The 22,573-nt window shown below is 60.3% G+C and carries 22 protein-coding genes; 15 read left to right on the top strand and 7 right to left on the bottom strand.

What is annotated here, in order from left to right; all coding sequences use genetic code 11:
• Positions 1-111 precede the first annotated feature (111 nt).
• On the top strand, positions 112-936 hold the full coding sequence (locus E8Q41_RS12685) for a MerR family transcriptional regulator (protein ID WP_137156003.1): 825 nt from the start codon (positions 112-114) through the stop codon (positions 934-936).
• Positions 937-945: 9 nt separating this feature from the next.
• On the opposite strand, the gene E8Q41_RS12680 is transcribed toward E8Q41_RS12685, so the two are convergent.
• Both E8Q41_RS12680 and E8Q41_RS12675 read right to left on the bottom strand, forming a co-directional pair.
• Positions 946-1,197, bottom strand: a complete 252-nt coding sequence (locus tag E8Q41_RS12680) for a hypothetical protein (protein ID WP_137155919.1) — start codon at positions 1,195-1,197, stop codon at positions 946-948.
• 269 nt (positions 1,198-1,466) lie between these two features.
• Entirely contained in the window at positions 1,467-2,090 is a 624-nt protein-coding gene (locus E8Q41_RS12675) for a TetR/AcrR family transcriptional regulator (protein WP_137155918.1), read from the bottom strand.
• 91 nt (positions 2,091-2,181) lie between these two features.
• Here E8Q41_RS12675 and E8Q41_RS12670 point away from each other — a divergent pair, with 91 nt between their 5' ends.
• A complete protein-coding gene (locus tag E8Q41_RS12670; protein ID WP_137155917.1) occupies positions 2,182-2,553 on the top strand; it encodes a hypothetical protein in 372 nt (123 codons plus the stop codon).
• Between the two features lie 54 nt (positions 2,554-2,607).
• Here the strand turns inward: E8Q41_RS12670 and E8Q41_RS12665 are convergent, their stop codons facing one another.
• Complete coding sequence (locus tag E8Q41_RS12665; protein ID WP_137155916.1) at positions 2,608-3,207, bottom strand: N-acetyltransferase; 600 nt, start codon at positions 3,205-3,207, stop codon at positions 2,608-2,610.
• Positions 3,208-3,314: 107 nt separating this feature from the next.
• Complete coding sequence (gene odc2, locus E8Q41_RS12660) at positions 3,315-4,448, bottom strand: ornithine/lysine decarboxylase (protein WP_137155915.1); 1,134 nt, start codon at positions 4,446-4,448, stop codon at positions 3,315-3,317.
• Positions 4,449-5,046: 598 nt separating this feature from the next.
• Here odc2 and E8Q41_RS12655 point away from each other — a divergent pair.
• The 7 genes from E8Q41_RS12655 (at position 5,047) to xylA (ending at position 12,300) form a co-directional block, all read left to right on the top strand.
• Positions 5,047-5,940, top strand: coding sequence for a LysR family transcriptional regulator (locus E8Q41_RS12655; protein ID WP_137155914.1), 894 nt, complete (start codon positions 5,047-5,049; stop codon positions 5,938-5,940).
• Between the two features lie 76 nt (positions 5,941-6,016).
• Positions 6,017-6,655 carry a DUF1007 family protein gene (locus E8Q41_RS12650; protein WP_137155913.1) on the top strand — a complete coding sequence of 213 codons (639 nt, stop codon included), beginning with the start codon at positions 6,017-6,019 and terminating at the stop codon, positions 6,653-6,655.
• Complete coding sequence (locus tag E8Q41_RS12645; RefSeq protein WP_137155912.1) at positions 6,652-7,713, top strand: nickel/cobalt transporter; 1,062 nt, start codon at positions 6,652-6,654, stop codon at positions 7,711-7,713. Before E8Q41_RS12650 ends, E8Q41_RS12645 begins: the two co-directional genes overlap by 4 nt.
• Positions 7,714-7,824: 111 nt before the next feature.
• A complete protein-coding gene (locus E8Q41_RS12640; protein ID WP_137155911.1) occupies positions 7,825-8,328 on the top strand; it encodes a DUF1993 domain-containing protein in 504 nt (167 codons plus the stop codon).
• Between the two features lie 130 nt (positions 8,329-8,458).
• Entirely contained in the window at positions 8,459-9,481 is a 1,023-nt protein-coding gene (locus tag E8Q41_RS12635; RefSeq protein WP_137155910.1) for a substrate-binding domain-containing protein, read from the top strand.
• 19 nt (positions 9,482-9,500) lie between these two features.
• On the top strand, positions 9,501-10,955 hold the full coding sequence (gene xylB / locus E8Q41_RS12630) for a xylulokinase (RefSeq protein ID WP_137155909.1): 1,455 nt from the start codon (positions 9,501-9,503) through the stop codon (positions 10,953-10,955).
• 37 nt (positions 10,956-10,992) lie between these two features.
• A complete protein-coding gene (gene xylA / locus E8Q41_RS12625; RefSeq protein ID WP_137155908.1) occupies positions 10,993-12,300 on the top strand; it encodes a xylose isomerase in 1,308 nt (435 codons plus the stop codon).
• A 312-nt stretch (positions 12,301-12,612) separates the two neighbouring features.
• On the opposite strand, the gene E8Q41_RS12620 is transcribed toward xylA, so the two are convergent.
• Positions 12,613-14,958: a protein kinase gene (locus tag E8Q41_RS12620; protein ID WP_137155907.1), complete on the bottom strand. Its 2,346-nt coding sequence runs from the start codon at positions 14,956-14,958 to the stop codon at positions 12,613-12,615.
• Positions 14,959-15,405: 447 nt separating this feature from the next.
• Here E8Q41_RS12620 and E8Q41_RS12615 point away from each other — a divergent pair, with 447 nt between their 5' ends.
• Both E8Q41_RS12615 and E8Q41_RS12610 read left to right on the top strand, forming a co-directional pair.
• Complete coding sequence (locus E8Q41_RS12615; protein ID WP_137155906.1) at positions 15,406-15,681, top strand: hypothetical protein; 276 nt, start codon at positions 15,406-15,408, stop codon at positions 15,679-15,681.
• A 6-nt stretch (positions 15,682-15,687) separates the two neighbouring features.
• Complete coding sequence (locus E8Q41_RS12610; protein WP_137155905.1) at positions 15,688-15,918, top strand: YcxB family protein; 231 nt, start codon at positions 15,688-15,690, stop codon at positions 15,916-15,918.
• Between the two features lie 9 nt (positions 15,919-15,927).
• On the opposite strand, the gene E8Q41_RS12605 is transcribed toward E8Q41_RS12610, so the two are convergent.
• A complete protein-coding gene (locus tag E8Q41_RS12605; protein WP_137155904.1) occupies positions 15,928-16,950 on the bottom strand; it encodes a LacI family DNA-binding transcriptional regulator in 1,023 nt (340 codons plus the stop codon).
• Between the two features lie 167 nt (positions 16,951-17,117).
• Between E8Q41_RS12605 and E8Q41_RS12600 the strand changes: the two genes are divergently transcribed.
• From E8Q41_RS12600 to E8Q41_RS12585, 4 genes are all read left to right on the top strand, one after another.
• Positions 17,118-18,644: a sugar ABC transporter ATP-binding protein gene (locus tag E8Q41_RS12600; RefSeq protein WP_137155903.1), complete on the top strand. Its 1,527-nt coding sequence runs from the start codon at positions 17,118-17,120 to the stop codon at positions 18,642-18,644.
• 44 nt (positions 18,645-18,688) lie between these two features.
• Complete coding sequence (locus E8Q41_RS12595) at positions 18,689-19,693, top strand: ABC transporter permease (RefSeq protein WP_137156002.1); 1,005 nt, start codon at positions 18,689-18,691, stop codon at positions 19,691-19,693.
• Between the two features lie 65 nt (positions 19,694-19,758).
• The gene (locus E8Q41_RS12590) at positions 19,759-20,703 is read left to right on the top strand and encodes a substrate-binding domain-containing protein (protein ID WP_137155902.1); all 945 of its coding nucleotides are present in this window, start codon (positions 19,759-19,761) and stop codon (positions 20,701-20,703) included.
• Positions 20,704-20,872: 169 nt separating this feature from the next.
• Positions 20,873-21,925 carry a sugar phosphate isomerase/epimerase gene (locus tag E8Q41_RS12585; protein WP_137155901.1) on the top strand — a complete coding sequence of 351 codons (1,053 nt, stop codon included), beginning with the start codon at positions 20,873-20,875 and terminating at the stop codon, positions 21,923-21,925.
• On the opposite strand, the gene E8Q41_RS12580 is transcribed toward E8Q41_RS12585, so the two are convergent.
• Positions 21,922-22,560: a CatB-related O-acetyltransferase gene (locus E8Q41_RS12580; protein WP_137155900.1), complete on the bottom strand. Its 639-nt coding sequence runs from the start codon at positions 22,558-22,560 to the stop codon at positions 21,922-21,924. The genes E8Q41_RS12585 and E8Q41_RS12580 overlap by 4 nt on opposite strands.
• Between the last annotated feature and the right edge of the window lie 13 nt (positions 22,561-22,573).

Genomic DNA, 22,573 nt, shown 5'->3' with positions numbered 1-22,573 from the left:
GGACCTCTCCGCGGCTGCTGGAGAAGATTTCTTGCATTTTTTCTGTAGACTTGCAATATGGTCCTCAACATTTCGCGCGACGTATTCGACCTTGCGCGCACACCGGAACGGATGACGATGGAGATACGCTACAAGATCGCCGAGGCGGCCCGCATGGCCGGCGTGTCGGCCTCCACGCTCCGGCTCTGGGAAAGCCAGGGGCTGATCGAGCCGATCCGCACCGAATCAGGCCAGCGCCTTTATGACGCCGCGCATGTGGAGCGACTGAAAACCATCAGTTGGCTGCGTCATGAAAAGGGTCTGAACCCCGCCGCCATCCGTGAAAACCTGAAGACCGAGCCGGAACCGGAAGCCGTGGACGACGACGCCGTCGAAGACGCGGACATCGGCGAAATCCCGATCGGCAAGAAGATCCGACGTTTACGGCGTGAGGCGGGAAAGACGCTGGATGCGGTGGCGCAGGCGGTCGGGGTCTCGGTCTCGACGCTTTCGACCTTCGAACGCACCTCGCAGGGCCTGTCCTTCAAGGCGCTGCATGAACTGGTCGCCCATTTCGGCACCACGCTCGCCGTGCTCTCGGGGCAGGAAGATCGTCATGCGGGCGAATCGCTGATCCGCAGCGGCGAATGGTCGACCTGGCCGCCATCCTCGACGGGCGTGACCGTGCAGATCCTGTCGGAAGGCAAGAACCAGATGGAGTGCCATCGCTTCGTGCTCGCGCCCGGCGCCTCCAGCGAAGGCGCTTATCAGCATCCGGGCGAGGAATTTCTGCACGTGCTGGCCGGCGGCCTGGAAATCATTCTCGACGGCGACCAGTTCTTCGAACTGGGCCCAGGCGACAGCTTCTATTTCGAAAGCCGCCGCCCTCATTCCTGGCGCAACGCCGTCGACGGCGAGACGGTGCTGATCTGGGTCAACACCCCGCCGACATTCTGATGACAGCGCTTATTCGCTTGCCAACAGCGGACGCTGAACCGTGTAGTGCTGGCCGCTTTGCTCATGGTAGCAGGCCGAGGTGGATTCGCAGTCAGCGGTGTAGCGTTGCAGCGGCTTTTCGACGCAATATTTGTCGCCGCTTTCCGACAGGTAGCAATTGCCGGAAACGCGAACGGACTGGCGCGTTTCATAGCTGACCGTATCGGCGGCGAAAACATTCGCCGGAACGAGGATCGCAGCTGCCATCACATATTTCAGCATGGAACTCTCCTATCAAACATCTCCGGACATCTTCACTATTGCAGCGCAACTTGCAAGACCGTCTGACGTCGCTGCCCTGGAAGTCATAATTGCACATCACGCTGCAGGTCGCAAAAATCACAAATGCGTCTGCAATGCCCGCAGGGAAACCATGGTCGGCAGGTCAATTTTCACGTCGTCCGCAGCGCAGAGGCTTTGCCGAGCGGACGCGCTGCGGGTAGGTCCAGGGGCGGCAGGCCATGTCTGTCGAGACTTGCGGCAAAACCGGATCAAAACGCGGCAGACGACCGACCATCGGGATGGTAGAGCAGCACGATGGCGTCGCGCGCCCGAAGACTGCGCGCCGCTATGGCGTTGGGGTCAAGAGGACCAATCTGCCCTGTAACCCGACGAATCTGCAAATCGCCGATCAGCAGGCTCAGCCAGACGTCAGCCGCATCCTCCTCCCGGTCCAGGCGCAGAATACCGCCGGCGGCGGCGCGTTTGAACACCGTTGCCACCAGCGGCGCAACCGCATCACGACCAGCGCCCGCAAGGGCTCGCCCGAGATCGCCGCTTCCGTCTGCGACCGCAGCCTTGTTGAGCGCCACGGCGCGAGGCCCCGTCAGCATCGACAACAGGCGTTGCCCGATGCGATCGAGCATCGCCAGCGGTCCGACCTCTTCAGCGGCGTTGGCGGTCAGCAAAGTCTTGACCTCCTCCGCATTGCGATCGACCAGAGATCGGAACAAGCCGACCTTGTCGCCATACCATCGATAAAGGGTTTCGAGTGAAGCGCCGGCTCGCTTGGCGACCGCCTGCATGGTCACGGCCTCAAATCCGCCCTCCTCGATCAACGCATAGATCGCATCCTCGATCTGGCGGAGCCGTTCCTGTCGTTTTTCGTCGCGCATCGTTTTCCGCATCTCCCGTCTTGACCGTATCCGTAATTGATATTACGTTTTCGGTAAAGCGTAATATTAATTACACATCCAGGAGATCCACATGTTCGGACAGAAGGCCGCGCACGCAGCGCTCGCATCCCTCATCATCCTCCAGACAGTGATGCTCGGCGCGCTCTATGCCGGCGTGCCGCCGCATCCGCCGGAATCCACCCCGCTTTTCGGGATGGCGCCCTTCCTTGCGATGGCGATCTCACTGGCGGCGACAGCCTGGATCCATGGAGGCGGAAATTCGCGCATATTTGCGGGCTTCGGCGCGCTGGCGGCATTGACGGCGCTGGTCTCGTTCGGACCGCAAAAATATTTCGATCCCGCCATCGGTGAAATCTGGCCCGCAGTCGTCGCGGGCCAGGCGTCAGCCGTCATATTGCTGATATCGATTGTTCAGGAGATGATGCGCAAGCCGATACAATAAACGGCGGCCACGACAGCCGCCATCCATCCCGAACCGCAACGGCGACCGGGTGGATTACGCCGCCTTGCGGAGGCTCGCATCCATCATCTTTGCGCCCGTCGCCACCAGCATGCCGACCGCGCCGTCCAGCCAGCCGTCCTTGAGTTCGAGCGCCAGGAAGCGCTCGCGGGTGAACGGACCCGGCATCATCAGCGTCTGGGTCTTGGCGGCGGAGAAACCGAAGCGCTCGTAATAGGGCGCGTCGCCCACGAGCAGGATCGCGCCATGGCCGCGTTGTTTGGCTTCCAGGATCGCAGCCCGCATGAGCGCGCCGCCGATGCCCTTGCCTTCATGATCGGCGGACACCGCGAGCGGGCCGAGCAGCAGCGCAGAGACAGCGCCGCCGCCGGGGGTGACGCCCGCCTGGACGTTCCACAGCCGCACGGTGCCGATGACATGATCGTCCGCATCGCGGGCGACGAGCGCCAGGCCTTCGGCCGGCACGCGATTGCGGCGCAGCGCCTCGGACGACTTCTTGCGGCGATCCGGACCCATGGCGATGTCCAGCAGGCGCTCGCGCGCCACCACGTCGCCCGGGTTCTCCCGGTCGATGCGGAAAGAAAGAGAAGACTTGGGCGCAAACAGCGCCCGCACAGTGTCAAGTACAGCGGCCATCTCGGCCTCCCGTGCCCAAAACCGTTATCAGCGGCGGTGACAGTGAATTGTGAATGTGCGCCCCGGTGGCCCGGGGCGTCCAAATGCGTCGATCCTGTTGACCAGGATCAGATCACATAGGCCTTGAGCGGCTCGAACCCGTTGAACGCCACCGCCGAATAAGTGGTGGTGTATGCGCCCGTGCCTTCGATCAGAACCTCGTCGCCGATGGTCAGCGAGACCGGCAGCGGATACATGTTCTTTTCATAGAGAACGTCGGCGGAATCGCAGGTCGGGCCGGCGAGCACGCAGGGCTCCATGGCGTCGGCGTCGCGGGCGGTGCGGATCGGGTAACGGATCGCCTCGTCCATGGTTTCGGCCAGACCGCCGAACTTGCCGATGTCGAGGAACACCCAGCGATGCGCGTCGTTGTCGGACTTCTTCGACACCAGCACCACTTCGGACTTGATCACGCCGGCATTGCCCACCATGCCGCGACCCGGCTCGATGATGGTTTCCGGAATGTGATTGCCGAAATGCTTCTTGAGCGCTGCGAAGATCGCGCGACCATAGGCTTCGGACGTCGGGATGTCCTTGAGATACTTGGTCGGGAAACCGCCGCCCATATTCACCATCTTCAGCTCGATGCCGCGCTTGGCGAGCGAGGTGAACACGCGCTTGGCGTCGGCCAGCGCCGAATCCCAGGCGTCGAGCTTGGTCATCTGCGAGCCGACATGGAACGACACGCCATGCGAGACGAGGCCGAGCTGATGGGCGTAGACGAGCACGTCGACGGCCATCTGCGGCACGCAACCGAACTTGCGGCTGAGCGGCCATTCGGCGCCTTCGCCATCGGTGAGCACGCGGCAGAACACGCGGGCGCCGGGAGCGGAACGCGCGATCTTCTCGACTTCCTCATGGCAATCGACGGCGAAGAGGTTGACGCCGAGCGCATGCGCGCGGGCGACGTCGCGCTCCTTCTTGATCGTGTTGCCGAAGGAGATGCGGGCGGGCGTCGCACCGGCGTTCAGCGCCATTTCGATTTCGGCCACGGAGGCGCAATCGAAGCTGGAGCCGAGGCTGGCGAGCAGCTTGAGGATTTCGGGGGCCGGGTTGGCCTTGACCGCGTAATAGATCTGGCTGTCCGGCAAAGCGTGACGGAACGCCTTGAAATTGTCCTTGACGACATCAAGGTCCACGACGAGGCAAGGGCCTTCCGGACGTCGGGTGGCGAGGAAATCGCGGATGCGCTGAGTGGTCATGGCGGGTGTCCTTCCAAAATCCAGAGTAATTTGATCCGTTGCCGGAACCGGATCGAACCGGCCACGGACTGGACAAGCGGCATTCACCGGATAAACCGGTCGACATGAGACAAAGCTACGCAGCAAACAGGGCCAGCAGTTGGAGACACCGGACCTATAAACTGAATATGCGATGCAATGATGACCTAACGCCTCACAGCGTCAGATCGTCTTGTCTGCCTTGGATTGGAGGGATGTCCCAACCGCACTTCCGGCAATGAAGGTGTGCCTCTTCAGTAACCCCGGCTGATGGAAAGCCGGCAGACACCAGAAAGGCCCGCACCGTCGTTGCTTCAAGATGTCCTCGCATTTCCCGGTTGGCCGGAATAGCGACTGGAGCGGTTAGGTCCAGGTACCTTACCGATAACCTCACCTTAGGGATCAATCCCAGTTCGAGGGTCGGCGGACACCCACAGGCACGTGCGACTTTGGGCAAGGGCGGAGATAGGCGCGTTCGCTGTCATAATCAAGAATTTTTTGGGCCCTTTTTGATTTTTTTTCGCCGTGGTAAGACGCTGGCGTTCAAGTCTTTTCTTACATTTTTATGAATCGGGGCCCTATGGATACGCTGACGCGGATGCGCGCCTTCATCGACGTTGTCGACGCGGAAGGCTATTCGGCGGCCGCGCGCAAGCTTGGGCGATCCAAGGCGCTGCTTTCGAAATATGTGAAGGAACTCGAGGACGAGCTCGGCGCGCTCCTGCTCAACCGCACCACGCGGCAGTTCTCGCTCACCGAAGCCGGCCACACCTATTACCGCCAGGCCTCGGAAATCCTGAAGGAAATCGACAATCTCGCCGATCTCGTCCGCGAAGGCGCGACCGATCTCAAGGGCCGCATTCGGATCTCCGTGCCGCGCAGCTTCGTCGACGCCAATATCGGCCAGTGTCTCATCGATTTCTCCGCCGAACACCCTGATATCGTCCTCGACATCGTCGCCGAAGACCGCTTCGTCGATCTGATCGAGGAAGGCTTCGACGTGGCGATCCGCATCACCCGGCTCGAAGATTCCGGCATGATCGCCCGTAAGCTCTGCGATTTCGGCATGAAATTCTTCATCTCGCCGAAGCTCCTGGAGAAATATGGCGAAGTCCGCCACCCCAGCGATCTCGCCGGCATTCCCTGCATCGTCGACACCAACAACCGCAACTACAATGTCTGGCGCTTCGAGACAGGGGACGGCGCGACCCATTCGATATCCGTCTCCGGGCCGATCGAGGTCAACTCGCCGATCGCCACCACGCGCGCGGCCATTGCCGGCCTCGGCGTGGCGATGATTCCGGACTTCATCGCCCAGCCCAAGGCCGATTGCGGCGCGCTGGTCAGCGTTCTCGACGACTTCGCCGTCAAGGGAGGCGGCATCTACGCCATCTATCCGCATCGCCGCTATCTGCCCGCCAAGGTCCGCCGCTTCGTCGATTATCTGCATGGCTGGTTCAAGAAGAACGGTTGAGGCGATCCTGCCGCGCCGTCGGAATTTCGACGCAATTTTCGGCGATCTGCCGTCGATCGGAAGGGACTAGAGATTCATGAGGAAACACCTCGCGCTCGCCGCACTCCTGATCGCCGCGCCGACGGCGGCATGGACGCATCCGCATGTCTTCGCCGACGCCCGGCTGGAGATCGTCGCCGGCGCCGGCGGACATATCGAGGAATTGCACAATATCTGGCGTTTCGACGAGGTGTTCTCCTCCTCGGTGCTGATGGATTTCGACAAGAACGCCAATCTCAAGCTTGATCCCGGCGAACTGGCGGAAGTCGGCAAGACCGTCCTCGCCTCGCTGGAAGAGTTCAGCTACTACACCACGATCACCGACAATGGCCGCATCATCAAGGTCGCCAAGCCCGACATGATCCATGTCGACTACAAAGACGGCCAGCTGCTGATGTTCTTCGCCATCAAGCCGGCCCAGCCCATCCCCCTCAAGGGCAAGCTGACCTTCGGCGTCTATGATCCCACGCTCTACACCTCGATCGACTTTCCGACCGACAAGGATGTGGTGCTGATGGGCGACTTCAAGCAATGCAAGGGCGCGGTCGTGCGACCCGATCCCGACGAAGTCATCGCCGAAAACAAGTCGACGCTCACCGACGCCTTCTTCAACGACCCGACCGGCACCGACATGTCGAAACTGTTTGCGACGCGCATGGAGATCCACTGCTCATGAACCGCAAGACGCTCGCCGCCCTCCTGATTGCCGCAGCCGCGCTCACGCCGGCGCTCGCGCACGCCTCGTCGCTGGGGCTCGGCAATGCAGAGCCGGGCGCCGGGCCGCCCTCGGAATTCATGATGCGCTATTTCCCCTGGTTGGAGCCGGCGGTGTTCTTCATCAATGTCGAGCAGCAGCGTTTCTATCACGCGCTCACCGAGGCGCTGAAGGCGATGCGGCAGGACAGCTGGCAGGCCTGGTGGCTTGTCGGCGTCTCCTTCATCTATGGCGTCTTCCACGCCGCCGGCCCCGGCCACGGCAAGGCGGTCATCTCCTCCTACATGATCGCCAACGAGACCGAGCTCAAGCGCGGCGTCATGATCTCCTTCCTCTCCGCCTTCGTGCAGGGGGCGGTGGCGATCCTGGTCACCGGAGCGGGCTTCCTGGTGCTGCGCGGCACCTTCATCACGATGACCGATGTCGCCAAATGGCTGGAGGTCGCATCCTTCGCGATCATCATGGGTTTCGGCGTCATGCTGCTCTATCGCAAGCTCAAGAGCCTGACGGTGGCGATGACCGAACCCGGCCTCGCCGCCATCCCCGCCTTCTCGACGCCGCACAGCATGAGCTTCCGCGAAGGCGTCGATCATCATCATAGCCACGGCCCCGGCCTCAAGGGCCACGCGCATGCAGCCGGCGAAGTCTGCTCGGTCTGCGGCCACGCCCATGCGCCCTCGGTGGACACGGTGCGCGGCGACACTTTCTCGATGGCCGACGCCTGGACCGCGATCATGGCGGTAGGTCTTCGCCCCTGCTCCGGCGCGCTGATCGTCCTGACCTTCTCCTTCCTCAACGGTCTCTATCTCGGCGGCGCGCTGTCGGTGCTGGCCATGTCGATCGGCACGGCGATCACGGTCTCCATCCTCGCCACGCTGGCCGTCACCGCCAAGGACGCCGCCATCCGCTATGCCGGCTCCGGCATTGGCGGCAGGCTCGGCCATGGCATCGAACTCATGGGCGCCGTGATCATCATCCTGTTCGGCTTCACCTTCCTGTTGGCGTCGCTTCAGGGTTAGACCGATCACATTTCCGATATCTCGCCGGAATAATCTGCCTTTCGGCTTGATCTGCGCTACACGCGTCTCGCGCCGCGTGATGCGGCGCGACATCTTCAGGAGACGAAAATCATGACCCTCACCCTCCATGGCGTCGCGAGCCAGTCTATTCTGCCGCGTCTTTCGGGATTGTCGAAGGTGCTGGCCAAGGCCGAGGCCCATTGCGCCGAGCATGGCCTGGACCCCGCGACCTTGCTGAAAGACCGTCTGGTCGACGACATGTTTGACCTGACCCGTCAGGTGCAGATCGCCACCGATCACGTCAAATCCATGCTCTATCGCATTGCAGGCCAGGATGTGCCTTCTCTGCCCGACACCGAAACCAGCTTCGCCGAGTTGCAGGCCCGCATCGAAAAGGCCAAAGCGCTGTTCGAAGCCGTATCGGCAGACGCCGTCAACGCCCGCGCCGATGTCGAGTTCGAGGTGAAGTTCCCTTGGGCGACGCTGCCCTTTACCGGAACCTCCTACCTGCTGCAATTCGGCCTGCCGAACTTCTATTTCCACACCACCACCGCCTACGACATCGTCCGCAAGAACGGCGTGAAGATCGGCAAGGGCGATTTCCTCGGCGCCTGAGCCCATATCGCCAGACAGAATTCTCTGAGCCGGCGACCATCCGCTCGCCGGCTTTTTCATGCCCGGCGAAATTTCTGATTTACGTACCTCATAATCTCCGCTATGACCCCTGCCGGGAGGAAATGCGGGCATGAAACCGACGGTTCACGACATCGCCAGAGAAGCGGGCGTCAGCCTCGCCACGGTCGACCGCGTGCTCAACCGGCGCCCCGGCGTGCGCGCCGCCACCCGCAAACGGGTGGAAGAGGCGATTGACCGCATCGGTTTCGTGCGCGACGTCGCCGCCGCCAATCTCGCCAAGAGCCGCACCTATGCGCTGGCCTTCGTCATTCCCGAAAGCGACAATTCCTTCATGCAGGCGCTGCGCGACGAGGTCGCCGCCGCCCGCCTGCGCGGAGCGTTGGAGCGCACCGATATCCGCCTGATCGCGGTCCCCGCCTTTGACGAGCCTGCCCTCGCCCAGGCGCTCGACGCGCTGATCGACAATCCGCCCGCCGGCGTCGCCGTGGTGGCGATCGACGCGCCTGCGATCCAGTCCCGGATGGAGCGGCTCCGTCAGGCGGGCGTCGCCGTGGTGACGCTGGTCTCCGATCTCGCCGCATCTGGCCGCGACCATTTCGCCGGCATCGACAATCTCGCCGCCGGCCGCACCGCAGGCTCCCTGATGGGGCGTTTCCTTGGCAGCCGCGCGGGCGCCGTCGCTGTGATCGCGGGTTCCCTTCGGCTCGGGGACCATCGCGACCGTCTTACCGGTTTTAGTGAACGCCTCGGCGAGATTGCGCCCGATATCCGCCTGCTGGAGGTGATGGAGAGCCAGGACGATCCCGCCCGCGTCGAGGCGCTTCTCAATGCGGCCTGCCGCGATCATCCCGATTTGATCGGCGTCTACAATCTCGGCGCCGGCAATCGCGGCCTCGTCGCCGCGCTCCCGCAGACCACTGGCGAGTATCCGGTGGCGATTGCCCATGAACTCAGCTCGCTGACCCGCAAGGCGCTGGAGGACGGGCTGATCGACGCGATCCTCAACCAGGATCCCGGCCATGAAATCCGCTCCGCCATCCGCGTTCTCAAGGCCCGCGCCGACGGCCTGCCGGTGATCGCGGCGCAGGAGCGCATCCGCATCGACATATTCCTGAAAGACAATCTGCCCTGAAGGGCAAGGGAGGACACACATGTATCTCGGTCTCGATCTCGGCACGTCAGGCGTTAAAGCCACGCTGATGGACGCCGATCAGAACATCATCGGCTCCGCCAATGGCCATCTCACCGTCTCGCGCCCGCAGTCCGGCTGGTCCGAACAGGCGCCTGCCGACTGGATCCGCGCCACCGAAGAGGCGATCGCTGCGCTGAAGGCAGCCCATCCCGCGGAACTCGCCGCCGTCAAGGGCATCGGCCTCTCCGGCCAGATGCATGGCGCGACGCTGCTGGACGCCGCCGATCAGGTGCTGCGCCCCTGCATTCTCTGGAACGACACCCGCTCCTACAAGGAAGCCGCCGCACTCGACGCCGATCCGCGCTTCCGCGCGCTCACCGGCAACATCGTCTTCCCCGGCTTCACCGCGCCGAAACTGGCCTGGGTGAAGAACAACGAGCCCGAGATCTTCGCCAAGGTCCGCAAGGTGTTGCTGCCCAAGGATTACCTGCGCCTCTGGCTGTCGGGCGAACACATTTCGGAAATGTCCGATAGCGCCGGCACCAGCTGGCTCGACACCGGCAAGCGCGCCTGGTCCTCGGACCTGCTCGCCGCCACCGATCTCGACGAAAGCCAGATGCCGCGCCTGGTGGAAGGCACGGAGAAGGCAGGAGAACTGCGCAGCGAACTCGCGGCGAAATGGGGCATGGGCGCAGGCGTGGTGATCGCCGGCGGCGCGGGCGACAATGCCGCCTCCGCCTGCGGGATGGGCACCGTATCGGAAGGCGCAGCCTTCGTTTCGCTCGGCACCTCGGGCGTGCTGTTCGCCGCCAACGCGTCCTATCTCCCCAATCCCGCCAGCGCCGTGCACGCCTTCTGCCATGCGCTGCCCGACACCTGGCACCAGATGGGCGTGATCCTCTCGGCCACCGATGCGCTCAACTGGCATGCCGGGGTGACAGGCAAATCGGCGGGCGAACTGACGGCGGAACTGGGCGAGACGCTCAACGCCCCCGGCCCCGTCACCTTCCTGCCCTATCTCTCCGGCGAGCGCACGCCGCACAATGACGCGAAAATCCGCGGCGTCTTCACCGGTCTCGGTCATGAATCTGGCCGCGCCGCCCTGACCCAGGCCGTGCTCGAAGGCGTCGCCTTCGCCTTCCGCGACAATCTCGAAGCGCTGAAATCCGCCGGCGCGCGCGTGCCGCGCATGACCGCCATCGGCGGCGGTTCGCGCTCGACCTATTGGCTGAAGGCCATCGCCACCGCGCTAGATACGCCCATCGACATCCCCGCCGACGGTGATTTCGGCGCGGCCTTCGGCGCCGCCCGCCTCGGCCTCATCGCCGCCACCGGCGCCGACCCCATCGCCGTCTGCACCGCGCCCGCGACCGAAGCCAGCATCGAGCCCGAGGCCGGTCTCCGCGACGCCTTCGAGACCGCCTACCAGCGCTACCGCGCCGTCTATCCGGCGATTGCGGCGCTGAACGCCTGACACACCACCACGAACACCAAACCAAGGAGCAAACACTATGGGAACTGGCTTTTTCGGCACGATCGAAAAGATCAAATATGAAGGCGAAGGCTCGACCAATCCGCTGGCCTATCGCCATTACAACCCCGACGAAATCGTGCTCGGCAAGCGCATGGAGGATCACCTCCGCTTCGCCATCGCCTATTGGCACACATTTGTCTGGCCGGGCACCGATCCGTTCGGCGGCAACACCTTCGAGCGTCCCTGGTTCGAAAACACCATGGAAGCGGCAAAACTCAAAGCAGATGTCGCCTTCGAATTCTTCCAGCTGCTCGGCACGCCCTATTACTGCTTCCACGACGCCGATGTGCGCCCGGAAGGCAGGAATTTCGCCGAGAACACCAAGAACCTCAACGAGATCGTCGACTACTTCGCCGGCAAGCAGGCCGAGACGGGCGTGAAGCTGCTCTGGGGCACCGCCAACCTCTTCTCGCATCGCCGCTATATGTCGGGCGCCGCCACCAATCCCGATCCGGACGTCTTCGCCTTCGCCGCAGCGACCGTGAAGACCTGCATCGACGCCACCCACAAGCTCGGCGGTGAAAACTACGTGCTCTGGGGCGGCCGCGAAGGCTATGAGACGCTGCTCAACACCGACCTCAAGAAGGAACTGGACCAGATGGGCCGCTTCCTCAACATGGTGGTGGAATACAAACACAAGATCGGCTTCAAGGGCGCGATCCTGATCGAGCCCAAGCCGCAGGAGCCCTCCAAGCACCAGTATGACTACGACGTCGCCACGGTCTACGGCTTCCTCAAGAATTACGGTCTTGAGAAGGAAGTGAAGGTCAATATCGAGCAGGGCCACGCCATCCTCGCCGGCCACACCTTCGAGCATGAACTGGCGCTCGCCAATGCGCTCGGCATCTTCGGCTCGATCGACATGAACCGCAACGACTACCAGTCCGGCTGGGACACCGACCAGTTCCCCAACAATGTTCCGGAAATGGCGCTGGCCTATTACCAGGTCCTGCAGGGCGGCGGCTTCACCTCGGGCGGCACCAATTTCGACGCCAAGCTGCGCCGCCAGTCGCTCGACGCCGAAGATCTGCTGATCGGCCATATCGGCGGCATCGATTGCTGCGCCCGCGGCCTGAAGGCGGCCGCCGCGATGATCGAGGAAAAGGCCCTCTCCGCCCCCCTCGACGCCCGCTACGCCGGCTGGGCCAAGCCCGAAAACCAGAAAATGCTGGCCTCCGAAAGCCTTGATGCCATCGCCGCCCGCGTCGAAGCCGAGGACATCAACCCGCAGCCGAAATCCGGCAAGCAGGAATTGTTGGAAAACGTGGTCAATCGCTACGTTTGAGGCGAAAGACAGAGGGAGGCGGCGGAAACGCCGCCTCCCGAGCTTTGGTGCATTATGAATTGGAAATGGCAACGCCATTTTGCGCCAACACTCGGCATTCGCGTCAAGCTATGCCACATATTATGTAGGGCGGAAAAGAGAACAACACCACTTTGGATGTGGGTACGGGGGGCAGACAAAGTTAAACCTCTAACAACGTTCCTTGCGAGGCCATCGCAAACACCTTGATGCCCGCACCGAATGTCGGTTACTAACGGAAGTGAACGCAAATTTTAATGGCCCACCCCCGATTAACACTCCCGCTCCTCCACCTCAGCCTTTTTTTATCTCAACAACTGCGAAGTCGATCCCTGACGCAACCGCTTCAAGAGACTTTATATTGTTCGGCACCTCAAAAGTAAACTTAAGCTGGTTCCCACCCTTCACTGTCGCTGTGAATTTTTCATCAACCCGAGAAAAGGTCGCCACTTTACTCTTAGCTTTAAATAAAGCATCTGACAGATCTCGACCTCGTGTGACACGATTACTCGCCTCCTTCAATGCGTGCCTTAGAATGCATGTGATATCGCGACCGTCAGTATATATTTCCAACGCTGTACCAGCCGGAGATATGTAGGAAGCTCTCCTCATGTCAATATCATAACCTACATCAGAATCACTTGAAGAAATTCTACTAAGAATCTCTATAATTACAGAATCCACATCAAAAGGATAAACACCTTCACAAATTCCGATTAATGTTTTGAGAGAGTCCATAAAATCAGGTAGTTTAGGACGTTTTGTTTGCATTTCATTTGTCGCCCTAAAAACCAGATTTACAAATAAGTATTTGGTAGATTTCCAGTTCTTGTTAAATAAATTCGCACTGGCCGCCCTCAGGCGCGTGCTCCAGTCAGCACGGCTGGAGGCGTTAGCAAGCGGAATCTCTCCAGAAACCATAAAATAAAGAAGCATAGCTATGCCGTACACATCAACCAATGCAGAGCGGTTGGTAAATCGTGATCTAGCATCAATCTGTTCTGGGGCTAGAAATCCAAGCGCCTGGGACGCATTCATATAAAACTCAGTTCCAGATGCGCCTTTGAACCAAGAGAGGTCGAAATCAAGTATTCTTATATCATTTTCTCTAACACCATCCCAGTAATCTCCCGTGATCATTATATTACTTGGCCGAAGGTCCCTGTGCAATATACTCCTTTCATGGGAGTGACAATCGAATATGATATTCGATATCCATAAGCATATATATAGTTTTTCAATAACAGATCTGGCAAGTCCATCGTTAATGTACTTATGAAGATCCACCCCTTGAACATATTCCATTATTATACTTGGCGGCAATTCCGAGGCATCTAATATCTTCACAATCCCCTGGATGCCGCTTTGACTAAGAAACCGCATTGCATCAACACCCCGCCGGAAACTGTTTAACATAGCATCATCATCGCGCACCTCCATATGAGCTACCTTAACTGCTATGGAGTTCTCCGACGCATCAAAAGCTTGATAGACCCGCCCAAAGTTTCCACGACCAAGTTCAGCATGGATCCTGTTTCCAAGCCAGTATTGATTAAAGTCGCTCGGGTTAACTCTAGTCGATATATGAATAGCAGTATCATATATTTTGCAAAAGTTCTTGTACGCAGCGTAGTCAAATTCTCCATTTGCTTGATAAAATTGCTTAGTAGCCGATGAGAGATATTTCCTTATGGTGTCCGGTTCTAATTTTATTATTTCATCAGGAGAAGGTATGTCATCTTCAAGCGGCTTTATGGAGATTACCGGATTAACTAGTTCCTCATGAGGATTCGATTTTACTAACCTCGAAACCAGCTCCTTGAACCCAACCTCCCAAGTTTTTTCTTCACCAGTGTAAATGATGTTTAGAGGCAATTCTTTTATCAAATCAACGTCTTCGCTAGAAGGTTGCCTCTTTATTAAGAAGTAGTCTCCAGTAACAAATCCAATTTTCCGAAGGTAACTTAATTGACCTGAAACAGTTAGATCACTCACCCCCACTCCGTAAAACAAAACTAAGTTATGAGCGAACATGCTTTTTAAAAATTCGAGATACGGTTTCTGCTCAAGGAGATTTAATCTATCTTCATCTGTCAAAATCCACGATCTTGGAGTATCTATGTTGCCATGCAAATCGACGATTAATGGGCGCCCGTTGCCTAAACTGACCCGGCTATTCGGCGCATCTACGCCCAGAAGATGAGTTTGCAACTTTCCAGTCTTCATCTGCACATATGAATTATTTGCAAAATTATCGAGATTAAAAGAAAGTAAAGCGTCAGGATTCAAATTCCAAACTTCTTTATAAAATGTCGGCGTAGAGTAACCATCAGCACTCAGGTTGTTGCGTACAGCAACTTCGAAGTGCTCACCCATAATCTCCTTGAGGCGAGACATTCTGTGCCAATTGTCTGGTAAACTATCAATTTGTGAACTTAATTCTTCAGCTAATTTGTGTCCGATATCAGTTTGAGCAATACTGAGATAAGAGGATTTGATCTTATCTACCAACTCTTCCCAGGTCGGCAGACCGGATTCTCGAGAAGCGCCAGCCCCGCAAAAAATGACTAAGCGTTTTGTTTTTTCTGAGTAAACCTTTGAAAGACGCTTAAATGAGATCTGCTGCTCGAGTTGGGTCATTCTGCATGATTCCTTTTGGTTGCTTCACGCCATTTTGCGCGTCTTAGGCGGCAGCACAAGTATCAATGCCGGTGAACTGAGAGGTCGGGCTCCGTTTTGGAGGTCGCGCACTTTGAAGCCTCTGCTTCCAAGACGTCCTATCTCCGCCAGGAAGGTCTTTGGTGAACGCGAAACGCGCTTACTGAAATTCGCCCCATTATTGTACTAACGGCCGCTATAATCTCGGAGAGGGCTGAATATCTGTTCAGTTGATCTCCTTCTTTTTCTCGGCCCGAGGGCGGATTTCCTTACCACCAGATCGGATCAAAACATTCTTTCCTGCCAGCATTTTGACCTGCGGGAGATTCGTCATCTGCAGGACCACGACTACAATCCCTTCCCAAACACTGCCCATCAAACTAAAGCGTATCCGCTCGCCACCTGAAAAACCTCACCCTCCCATCCCCCATGACCGACCCCACCCGCACCATCACCCTCACCTTGACCGCCGATGACTACATCGCCGCCAACAAGCTGTTCACGATCAAGACCTTCGCCTCGCGCTGGCGGGTCGCGGCCTATCTCCTCATCGTCGCCATCTTCGTCCTCTCGCTGTTCGCGCCGGAGTCGAGCCGATCCGCATTCACGCCCTTCTACATTATGATGGCCCTCGGCTTCGCGCTGCCGTTCTATCAGTATGTCTATGTGGCGTGGGCGGTGGCGCGAAAATCCTATGCGGCGTAGAAGACGCTGCGCTACGAGACGACAGTCGCCTGGACGGAAGAGAACGTGACCCTGACCAACGAGCAGGGCGGCGCGACCATTCCCTGGAGCGATTTTCTGAAATGGGCCGACAATGACAGGGTGTTCCTGCTGTTTCAGGGGCCGCGCCTGTTCAACATGCTGCCCAAGCGGGCGCTGACGGCGGCCCAGATCGACGACCTCAGGCGCATCCTCGCCGCCAAGGTCAAGCCGGCTTAGCACATCGCCTTACCGTCTCCCCTTCGGCGCCCCCACCGAATTCCGCACCACCAGATCCGGCGCGAGCAAAATCTCGGTTTCCTCGGGCTTTTCGTCCTGCAGCAGCTTGAAGAGCAGCGCCATCGCCTGTTTGCCGATCGCCGTGCGCGGCTGGCGGATGGTGGTGAGCGTCGGGTTCATGAAGGTGGCCTGCGGCACGTCGTCGAAGCCGGTGACGGAGAAATCGCCGGGGATGGAGTAGCCGCGCGCAGTCAGCGCCAGCATCACCCCGATCGCCGTCTGGTCGTTGACGCACATGAAGGCCGAGGGCAGCGTGTCGCGCATGAACAGTTGTTCGACGGCGAGGCGACCGCTTTCGATCGTGCCGTCGCCGGGCATGATCAGGCCCGGGTCGAGCTCCAGCCGTGCGGCGCGCAATCCGTCTTCATAGCCGGCCTTGCGGCGGGCATGGCCGAGCCTTGTGCGGGATTCGCCGATAAAGGCGATGCGGCGATGGCCCTCGGCGATCAACAGGTCGATCGCCTTGCGGGCGCCGGCGGCGTCGTCGACGCCGACATAGGGAATGCCGCCATTATAGACCGGCTCGAACACGCCGACGCTGGGCGGCAGCCGCGCGGTCATGGTCTGGTGGCCAAACGGCAGGATGCCGGTGAACAGGATCATCCCGGCCGCCTGGTTGGAATTCAGGAATTTCAGATATTCCAGCCCGCGCTGCGGATCGTTCTGCGTATGGCCGATCAGCACGCCATAGCCATGCGCGCGCGCCTCGTTTTCCAGCCCGATCAGGATGTTGGAGAAATTGGGATCGCCGATGTCAGGCGCCACCACCAGGATCATGTTGGAGCGGCCGAGCCTGAGGCTGCGGGCCATGGCGTTGGTGGTGTAGCCGGTGATCGCGATCGCCTGCGTCACCTTGAGACGGGTTTCCTTCGCCACCTTTTCCGGGGTATGAATGGCGCGCGAAACCGTCGCGATGGATACTTCCGCGAGGCGGGCGACGTCTTCAATTGTTGCGGGGGTGGATTTCGACACGCGTGTCCTCGGTTCCGCCGTTACGGCTGCAAACTACACAGACTGCCGGCAAGGTCAAACGATCCGCCGCGAAAATTTCAGACACTCCGAATGTAAACCTTTACATCAATCCTGTAAAGGTTTACAAAATCGCCAACGCGGCGGAAAAGCCGTGAGGGAGGAAGACCATGACGGCCCCTGAGGCGAGCGAGCGACAGCCGGTTCTGGCTGCGCGCCGGATAGCCAAATCTTTCAATGGCGTCCAGGTGCTGTTCAGCGTCGATTTCGATCTCGCCAAGGGCGAAGTGCATGCGCTGATGGGTGAAAACGGCGCCGGAAAATCCACCCTGGTCAAGATCCTCTCCGGCTTCGAACAGCCGACCTCCGGCGAGATCCTGCTCGACGGCAAACCGGTGAGATTGCCGCCGAATGGCGCGGCCGAAGCGCTGGGCATCGTCATCATTCACCAGGAATTCAATCTCGCCGATCATCTCACCGTCACCGAAAGCCTGTTTCTCGGCCGCGAGGTCACCCGCTTCGGCATGCTCGACCGCAAGCATATGCGCGCTGAGACCCGCCGCGTGCTCGACCAGCTCGGCTCCCATATCGATGAAAACGCGCTGATCAGTTCGCTCTCGGTCGCCGACAAGCAGATGGTGGAGATCGCCAAGGCGATCAGCCGCGACGCCCGCGTGGTGTTCATGGACGAACCGACCGCCGTCCTCTCCCGCGAGGAGACGCTGATCCTGTTCGATCAGGTGCGCAAGCTGCGCGACAAGGGCACGAGCTTCGTTTTCGTCTCCCACAAGCTCAATGAAGTCATGGAGCTGACCGATCGCGTCACCGTGCTGCGCGACGGCCAGTGGATCAAGACCGCCCCGACCGCGATGATGGATGGCGAGGCGATCGCGCAATTGATGGTCGGCCGCGAATTGTCGAGCCTCTACCCCTCCAAACGCGAACCCGATATCGACGAAGAGATCGTGCTCTCGGTCCGCGACCTGACGACAGGCTATGTGCGCGGCGCGAGTTTCGAGCTGCGCAAGGGCGAGATCCTCGGTTTTTCCGGCCTGATCGGCTCGGGCCGCAGCGAATTGATGGAAGCGGTGGCGGGCCTGCGTCCGCGCCTCACGGGCGATGTCGAGATCCGCGGCCAATCCGTCCCCTCGGGCGACATCCGCGCCGCCAATGCCCAGGGCCTCGCCTATATGACCAAGGATCGCAAGGGCAAGGGCCTGCTGCTGGGCGAGGGCATGACCGTCAATCTGACCCTGCAGAATCTCGAACGGCATCTGAAGGCCGTCTATCTCGATCCCAGGAGCGAAACCACCGCCATGGAGCGGGCGCGCCGACGCTTCGACATCCGCGTGCGCGACGGCAATGTCGTGGCCGGCCGCATGTCGGGCGGCAACCAGCAGAAGCTGCTGCTCGCCAAGGTGATGGAGACCGAGCCCGACATCGTCATCATCGACGAGCCGACGCGCGGCATCGATGTCGGCACCAAGCAGCAGATCTATCATTTCATCGCCGCGCTCGCCCGCGAAGGCAAGTCGATCATCGTCGTCTCCTCGGAGATGCCGGAGGTGATCGGCCTCTGCACCCGCGTCGCGGTGATGCGCGAGGGCCGCATCGTCGGCATGCTCGAAGGCGAGGAAATCAGCGAACAGGAAATCATGCGCTATGCGGCCGGGCTGAAGGAAAAGCTGGCCAGCTGACAAGCGCGCGGACGACAAGATCCGGACGGGGGAAAGACGTGGATATGAGCATCAATGGCGGCGAGACAGCGCGAAAGACGCGGAGCTGGCGCAATATCGACATGCGGGCGGTGGCGCCCTTTGCGGCGCTGGCGTTGCTGCTGATCGTCGGCGCGCTGGTCAATCCCAATTTCATTGGGCTCAACAATCTCGCCAATGTCGCGACACGCTCGGCCTTCATCGCCATCATCGCAGTCGGCGCGACCTTTGTCATCTCCTCGGGCGATCTCGATCTCTCGGTCGGCTCGATGGTGGCCTTTGTCGCCAGCCTGATGATCCTGTTCATGAATTCGGGCGTCATCGCCGACCCGGCCTTGATGCTGGTCGCGGCCGCCGCGTTCACTGTCGTCATCGGCGCGGCCTGCGGCCTGTTGAACGGGTTGATCACCACCGTCGGCAAGATCGAACCCTTCATCGCCACCTTGGGCACCATGGGCATCTTCCGCGGCCTCACCACCTGGCTGTCGCAAGGGGGCGCGATCACTCTGCGCTCGCCGGAGCAGCAGGAGCTCTATCGCCCCGTCTATTTCGGCTCGGTCCTCGGCCTGCCCGTGCCGATCCTGATCATCCTCGTGGTCACGGCCGTCGCCGCCTTCATTCTCTATCGCACCCGTTACGGCCGGCATGTGGTGGCGGTCGGCTCGAGCCGCGATGTCGCCCGCTATTCCGGCGTGGCGGTGGACCGCATCCGCACCATCGCCTTCGTCATCCAGGGCCTCTGCGTCGCCATCGCCGTGCTGCTCTATGTGCCGCGCCTCGGCTCGACCTCGGCCACCACGGGCATCCTGTGGGAATTGCAGGCCATCACCGCCGTCGTGGTCGGCGGCACGGCCCTCAAGGGCGGCGCCGGCCGCGTCTGGGGCACGATCTGCGGCGCCTTCATTCTGGAGCTGGTCGGCAACATCATGCTGCTGTCCAATTTCATCAGCGAATATCTGATCGGGGCCATTCAGGGCGCGATCATCATCATCGCCATGCTCGTCCAGCGTTCGCTGGCGCGCAAGGGCTGACATGCCGGGTCAGGGGTCGCCCGGTTGGAGGAGAGACCCCGCAAAACCTCTAGGGAGAGAGAAACATGCGTATGAAACTGTTCGGACTGGCGCTCGCCATGTCCACCGTCTTCGGCGTGGCCCACGCCCAGGAAACCAAGACCATCGGCGTGTCGATCCCGGCTGCCGACCATGGCTGGACGGCCGGCGTCGTCTACCACGCCCAGCGCGTCGCCGATCTCCTGATGAAGGAGCATCCGGGCCTCAACGTCATCGTCAAGACCTCGCCCGATCCGGCCAGCCAGGCCAATGCGCTGCAGGATCTGGAAACCCAGGGCATCGACGCGCTGGTGATCCTGCCGACCGATCCGGACCCGCTCGTCAACGCCATCAAGGAAATCAAGGGCAAGGGCACCTTCGTGTCGATCGTCGACCGCGCCCCCTCGGTCAACGACGACACCGTCCGCGACCTCTATGTCGCCGGCAACAACCCCGCGCTCGGCGAAGTCGCCGGCAAATATATCAAGGACAACACGCCCGACGCCCAGGTGGTGGTGATCCGCGGCCTGCCGATCCCGATCGACCAGCAGCGCCAGGACGGCTTCGACAAGGGCATCGCCGGCTCCAACGTCAAGATCCTCGACCGCCAGTTCGGCAACTGGAACCGCGACGACGCCTTCAAGGTCATGCAGGACTACCTGACCAAATATCCGAAGATCGACGTGGTCTGGTGTCAGGATGACGACATGGCGGTCGGCGTACTCCAGGCCATCGAACAGGCCAAGCGCACCGACATCCAGTATGTCGTGGCCGGCGCCGGCTCCAAGGACATGATCAAGCGCGTCATGGACGGCGACAAGATGATCCCGGTCGACGTTCTCTATCCGCCGGCGATGGTTGGCACGGCGATGGAACTCACCGCCGCCGCCATCTACGATCAGGTGCCGGTGCACGGAACCTACACGCTCGACGCCACACTGATCACCAAGGACAACGCCAAGAATTACTACTTCCCCGACTCGCCGTTCTGATCGGTTTTGGGACCTCATTGCGCCTCGCCTTCGGGCGGGGCGTTTTTTCGTATTCGCAAGCGCTTTAAATTTTCAGTCGGCTTAAACCCGTTTGCCCGGTTGTATCGGCAAATCAAACCCTATAAACGTTAACGGAAACGTTGCAGGAGAACGTTTCAGGGAGGAAATCATGAAGACGATCAAGGGTCCTGCGCTGTTCCTGGCGCAATTCGCGGGCGACGCCGCCCCGTTAAATTCGTGGAAGACCATCACCAAATGGGCCGCCGACATCGGCTACAAGGGCGTGCAGGTCCCGTCCTGGGACGGCCGTCTGATCGACCTGAAAAAGGCCGCCGAGTCCAAGGATTATTGCGACGAATTCGCGGGCGTCGCCCGTGAGAACGGCGTCGAAGTGACCGAACTCTCCACCCATCTCCAGGGCCAGCTGGTCGCCGTTCATCCCGCCTATGACGAAGCCTTTGACGGCTTTGCAGCGCCGGAAGTGCGCGCCAATCCCAAGGCGCGGCAGGAATGGGCGGTCGAACAGGTCAAGCTGGCGCTGAAAGCGTCGCGCAATCTCGGCCTCAATGCGCACGCCACTTTCTCCGGCGCACTCGCCTGGCCCTTCATCTACCCTTGGCCGCAGCGCCCGGCCGGTCTCGTGGAGACCGCCTTCGACGAACTCGCCCGCCGCTGGACGCCGATCCTGGATTATGCCGACGAGCAGGGCGTCGATGTCTGCTACGAGATCCATCCCGGCGAAGACCTGCATGACGGGATCAGCTTCGAGATGTTCCTGGAGCGCGTGAAGAACCACGCTCGCGCCAACATGCTCTACGATCCCTCGCATTACGTGCTGCAATGCCTGGATTATCTCGACAACATCGACATCTACAAAGACCGGATCAAGATGTTCCACGTCAAGGACGCGGAGTTCAATCCGACCGGTCGTCAGGGTGTCTATGGCGGCTATCAGGGCTGGGTCGGCCGCGCCGGCCGCTTCCGTTCGCTGGGCGATGGCCAGGTCGATTTCGGCGCGATCTTCTCCAAGATGGCCGCCAATGATTTCGCCGGCTGGGCCGTCGTCGAATGGGAATGCGCGCTGAAGCACCCCGAAGACGGCGCCCGCGAAGGCGCGGAATTCGTCAAAGCCCATATCATCCGCGTCACGGAGAAGGCGTTCGACGATTTCGCCGGCTCGGGCGCCGATGACGCCGCCAATCGCCGCATGCTCGGCCTCTAATCCGCGGCTTTGAGCGCCGCGATATCGCAAGTTTCGAGCGCCGCCAGATGGCGCTCGATCTTACCAATGTCCCAATCCCACCAGGCAATGTCGAGGAGTGTGTCGACGATATGGGGTTCGAAACGCATCCGGATGATCCGCGCGGGATTTCCGCCGACCACCGCATAAGGCGGGACGTCGCGGGAGACGACGGATTCGGCGGCGACGATCGCGCCATGGCCGATCGTCACGCCCGGCATGATCGTCGCATTATGGCCGATCCATACGTCATGGCCGACGATCGTGTCGCGCGTCGGCAGATCGGCGTAACCGTCGATCGTCTCCTGGCTGAAGATGCGGAAGGGATAGGTGGTGACGCCGTCCATCGGATGATTGGCGGAGCTGGTGATGAAATAGGCGCCGCGCGCGATCTGGGTGAATTTCCCGATCACCAGTTTCTCCTGGCTGACCGGATAGAGATAGGGGGCAAGCAGGCTCGCCGTCTCGTCGACCGGACGGGAATGGCTGAAGTAACTGTAATCCCCGACCTCGATGCGGGGATGGTTGACCGCATTCTTGAGAAATATCGTTTCGCGATAAACCGTCCCATCCGCAAGCGTGATGGGATAAACGAGATTTGGATCTGGAAACGCCATCGCAAAGGCCTTT

This window comes from Rhizobium sp. FKL33 (assembly GCF_005222915.1).
GTDB lineage: Bacteria > Pseudomonadota > Alphaproteobacteria > Rhizobiales > Rhizobiaceae > Rhizobium_E.
The sequence above is the reverse complement of the archived record's forward strand: the minus strand, read 5'-3'. Positions and strand labels throughout refer to the sequence as shown.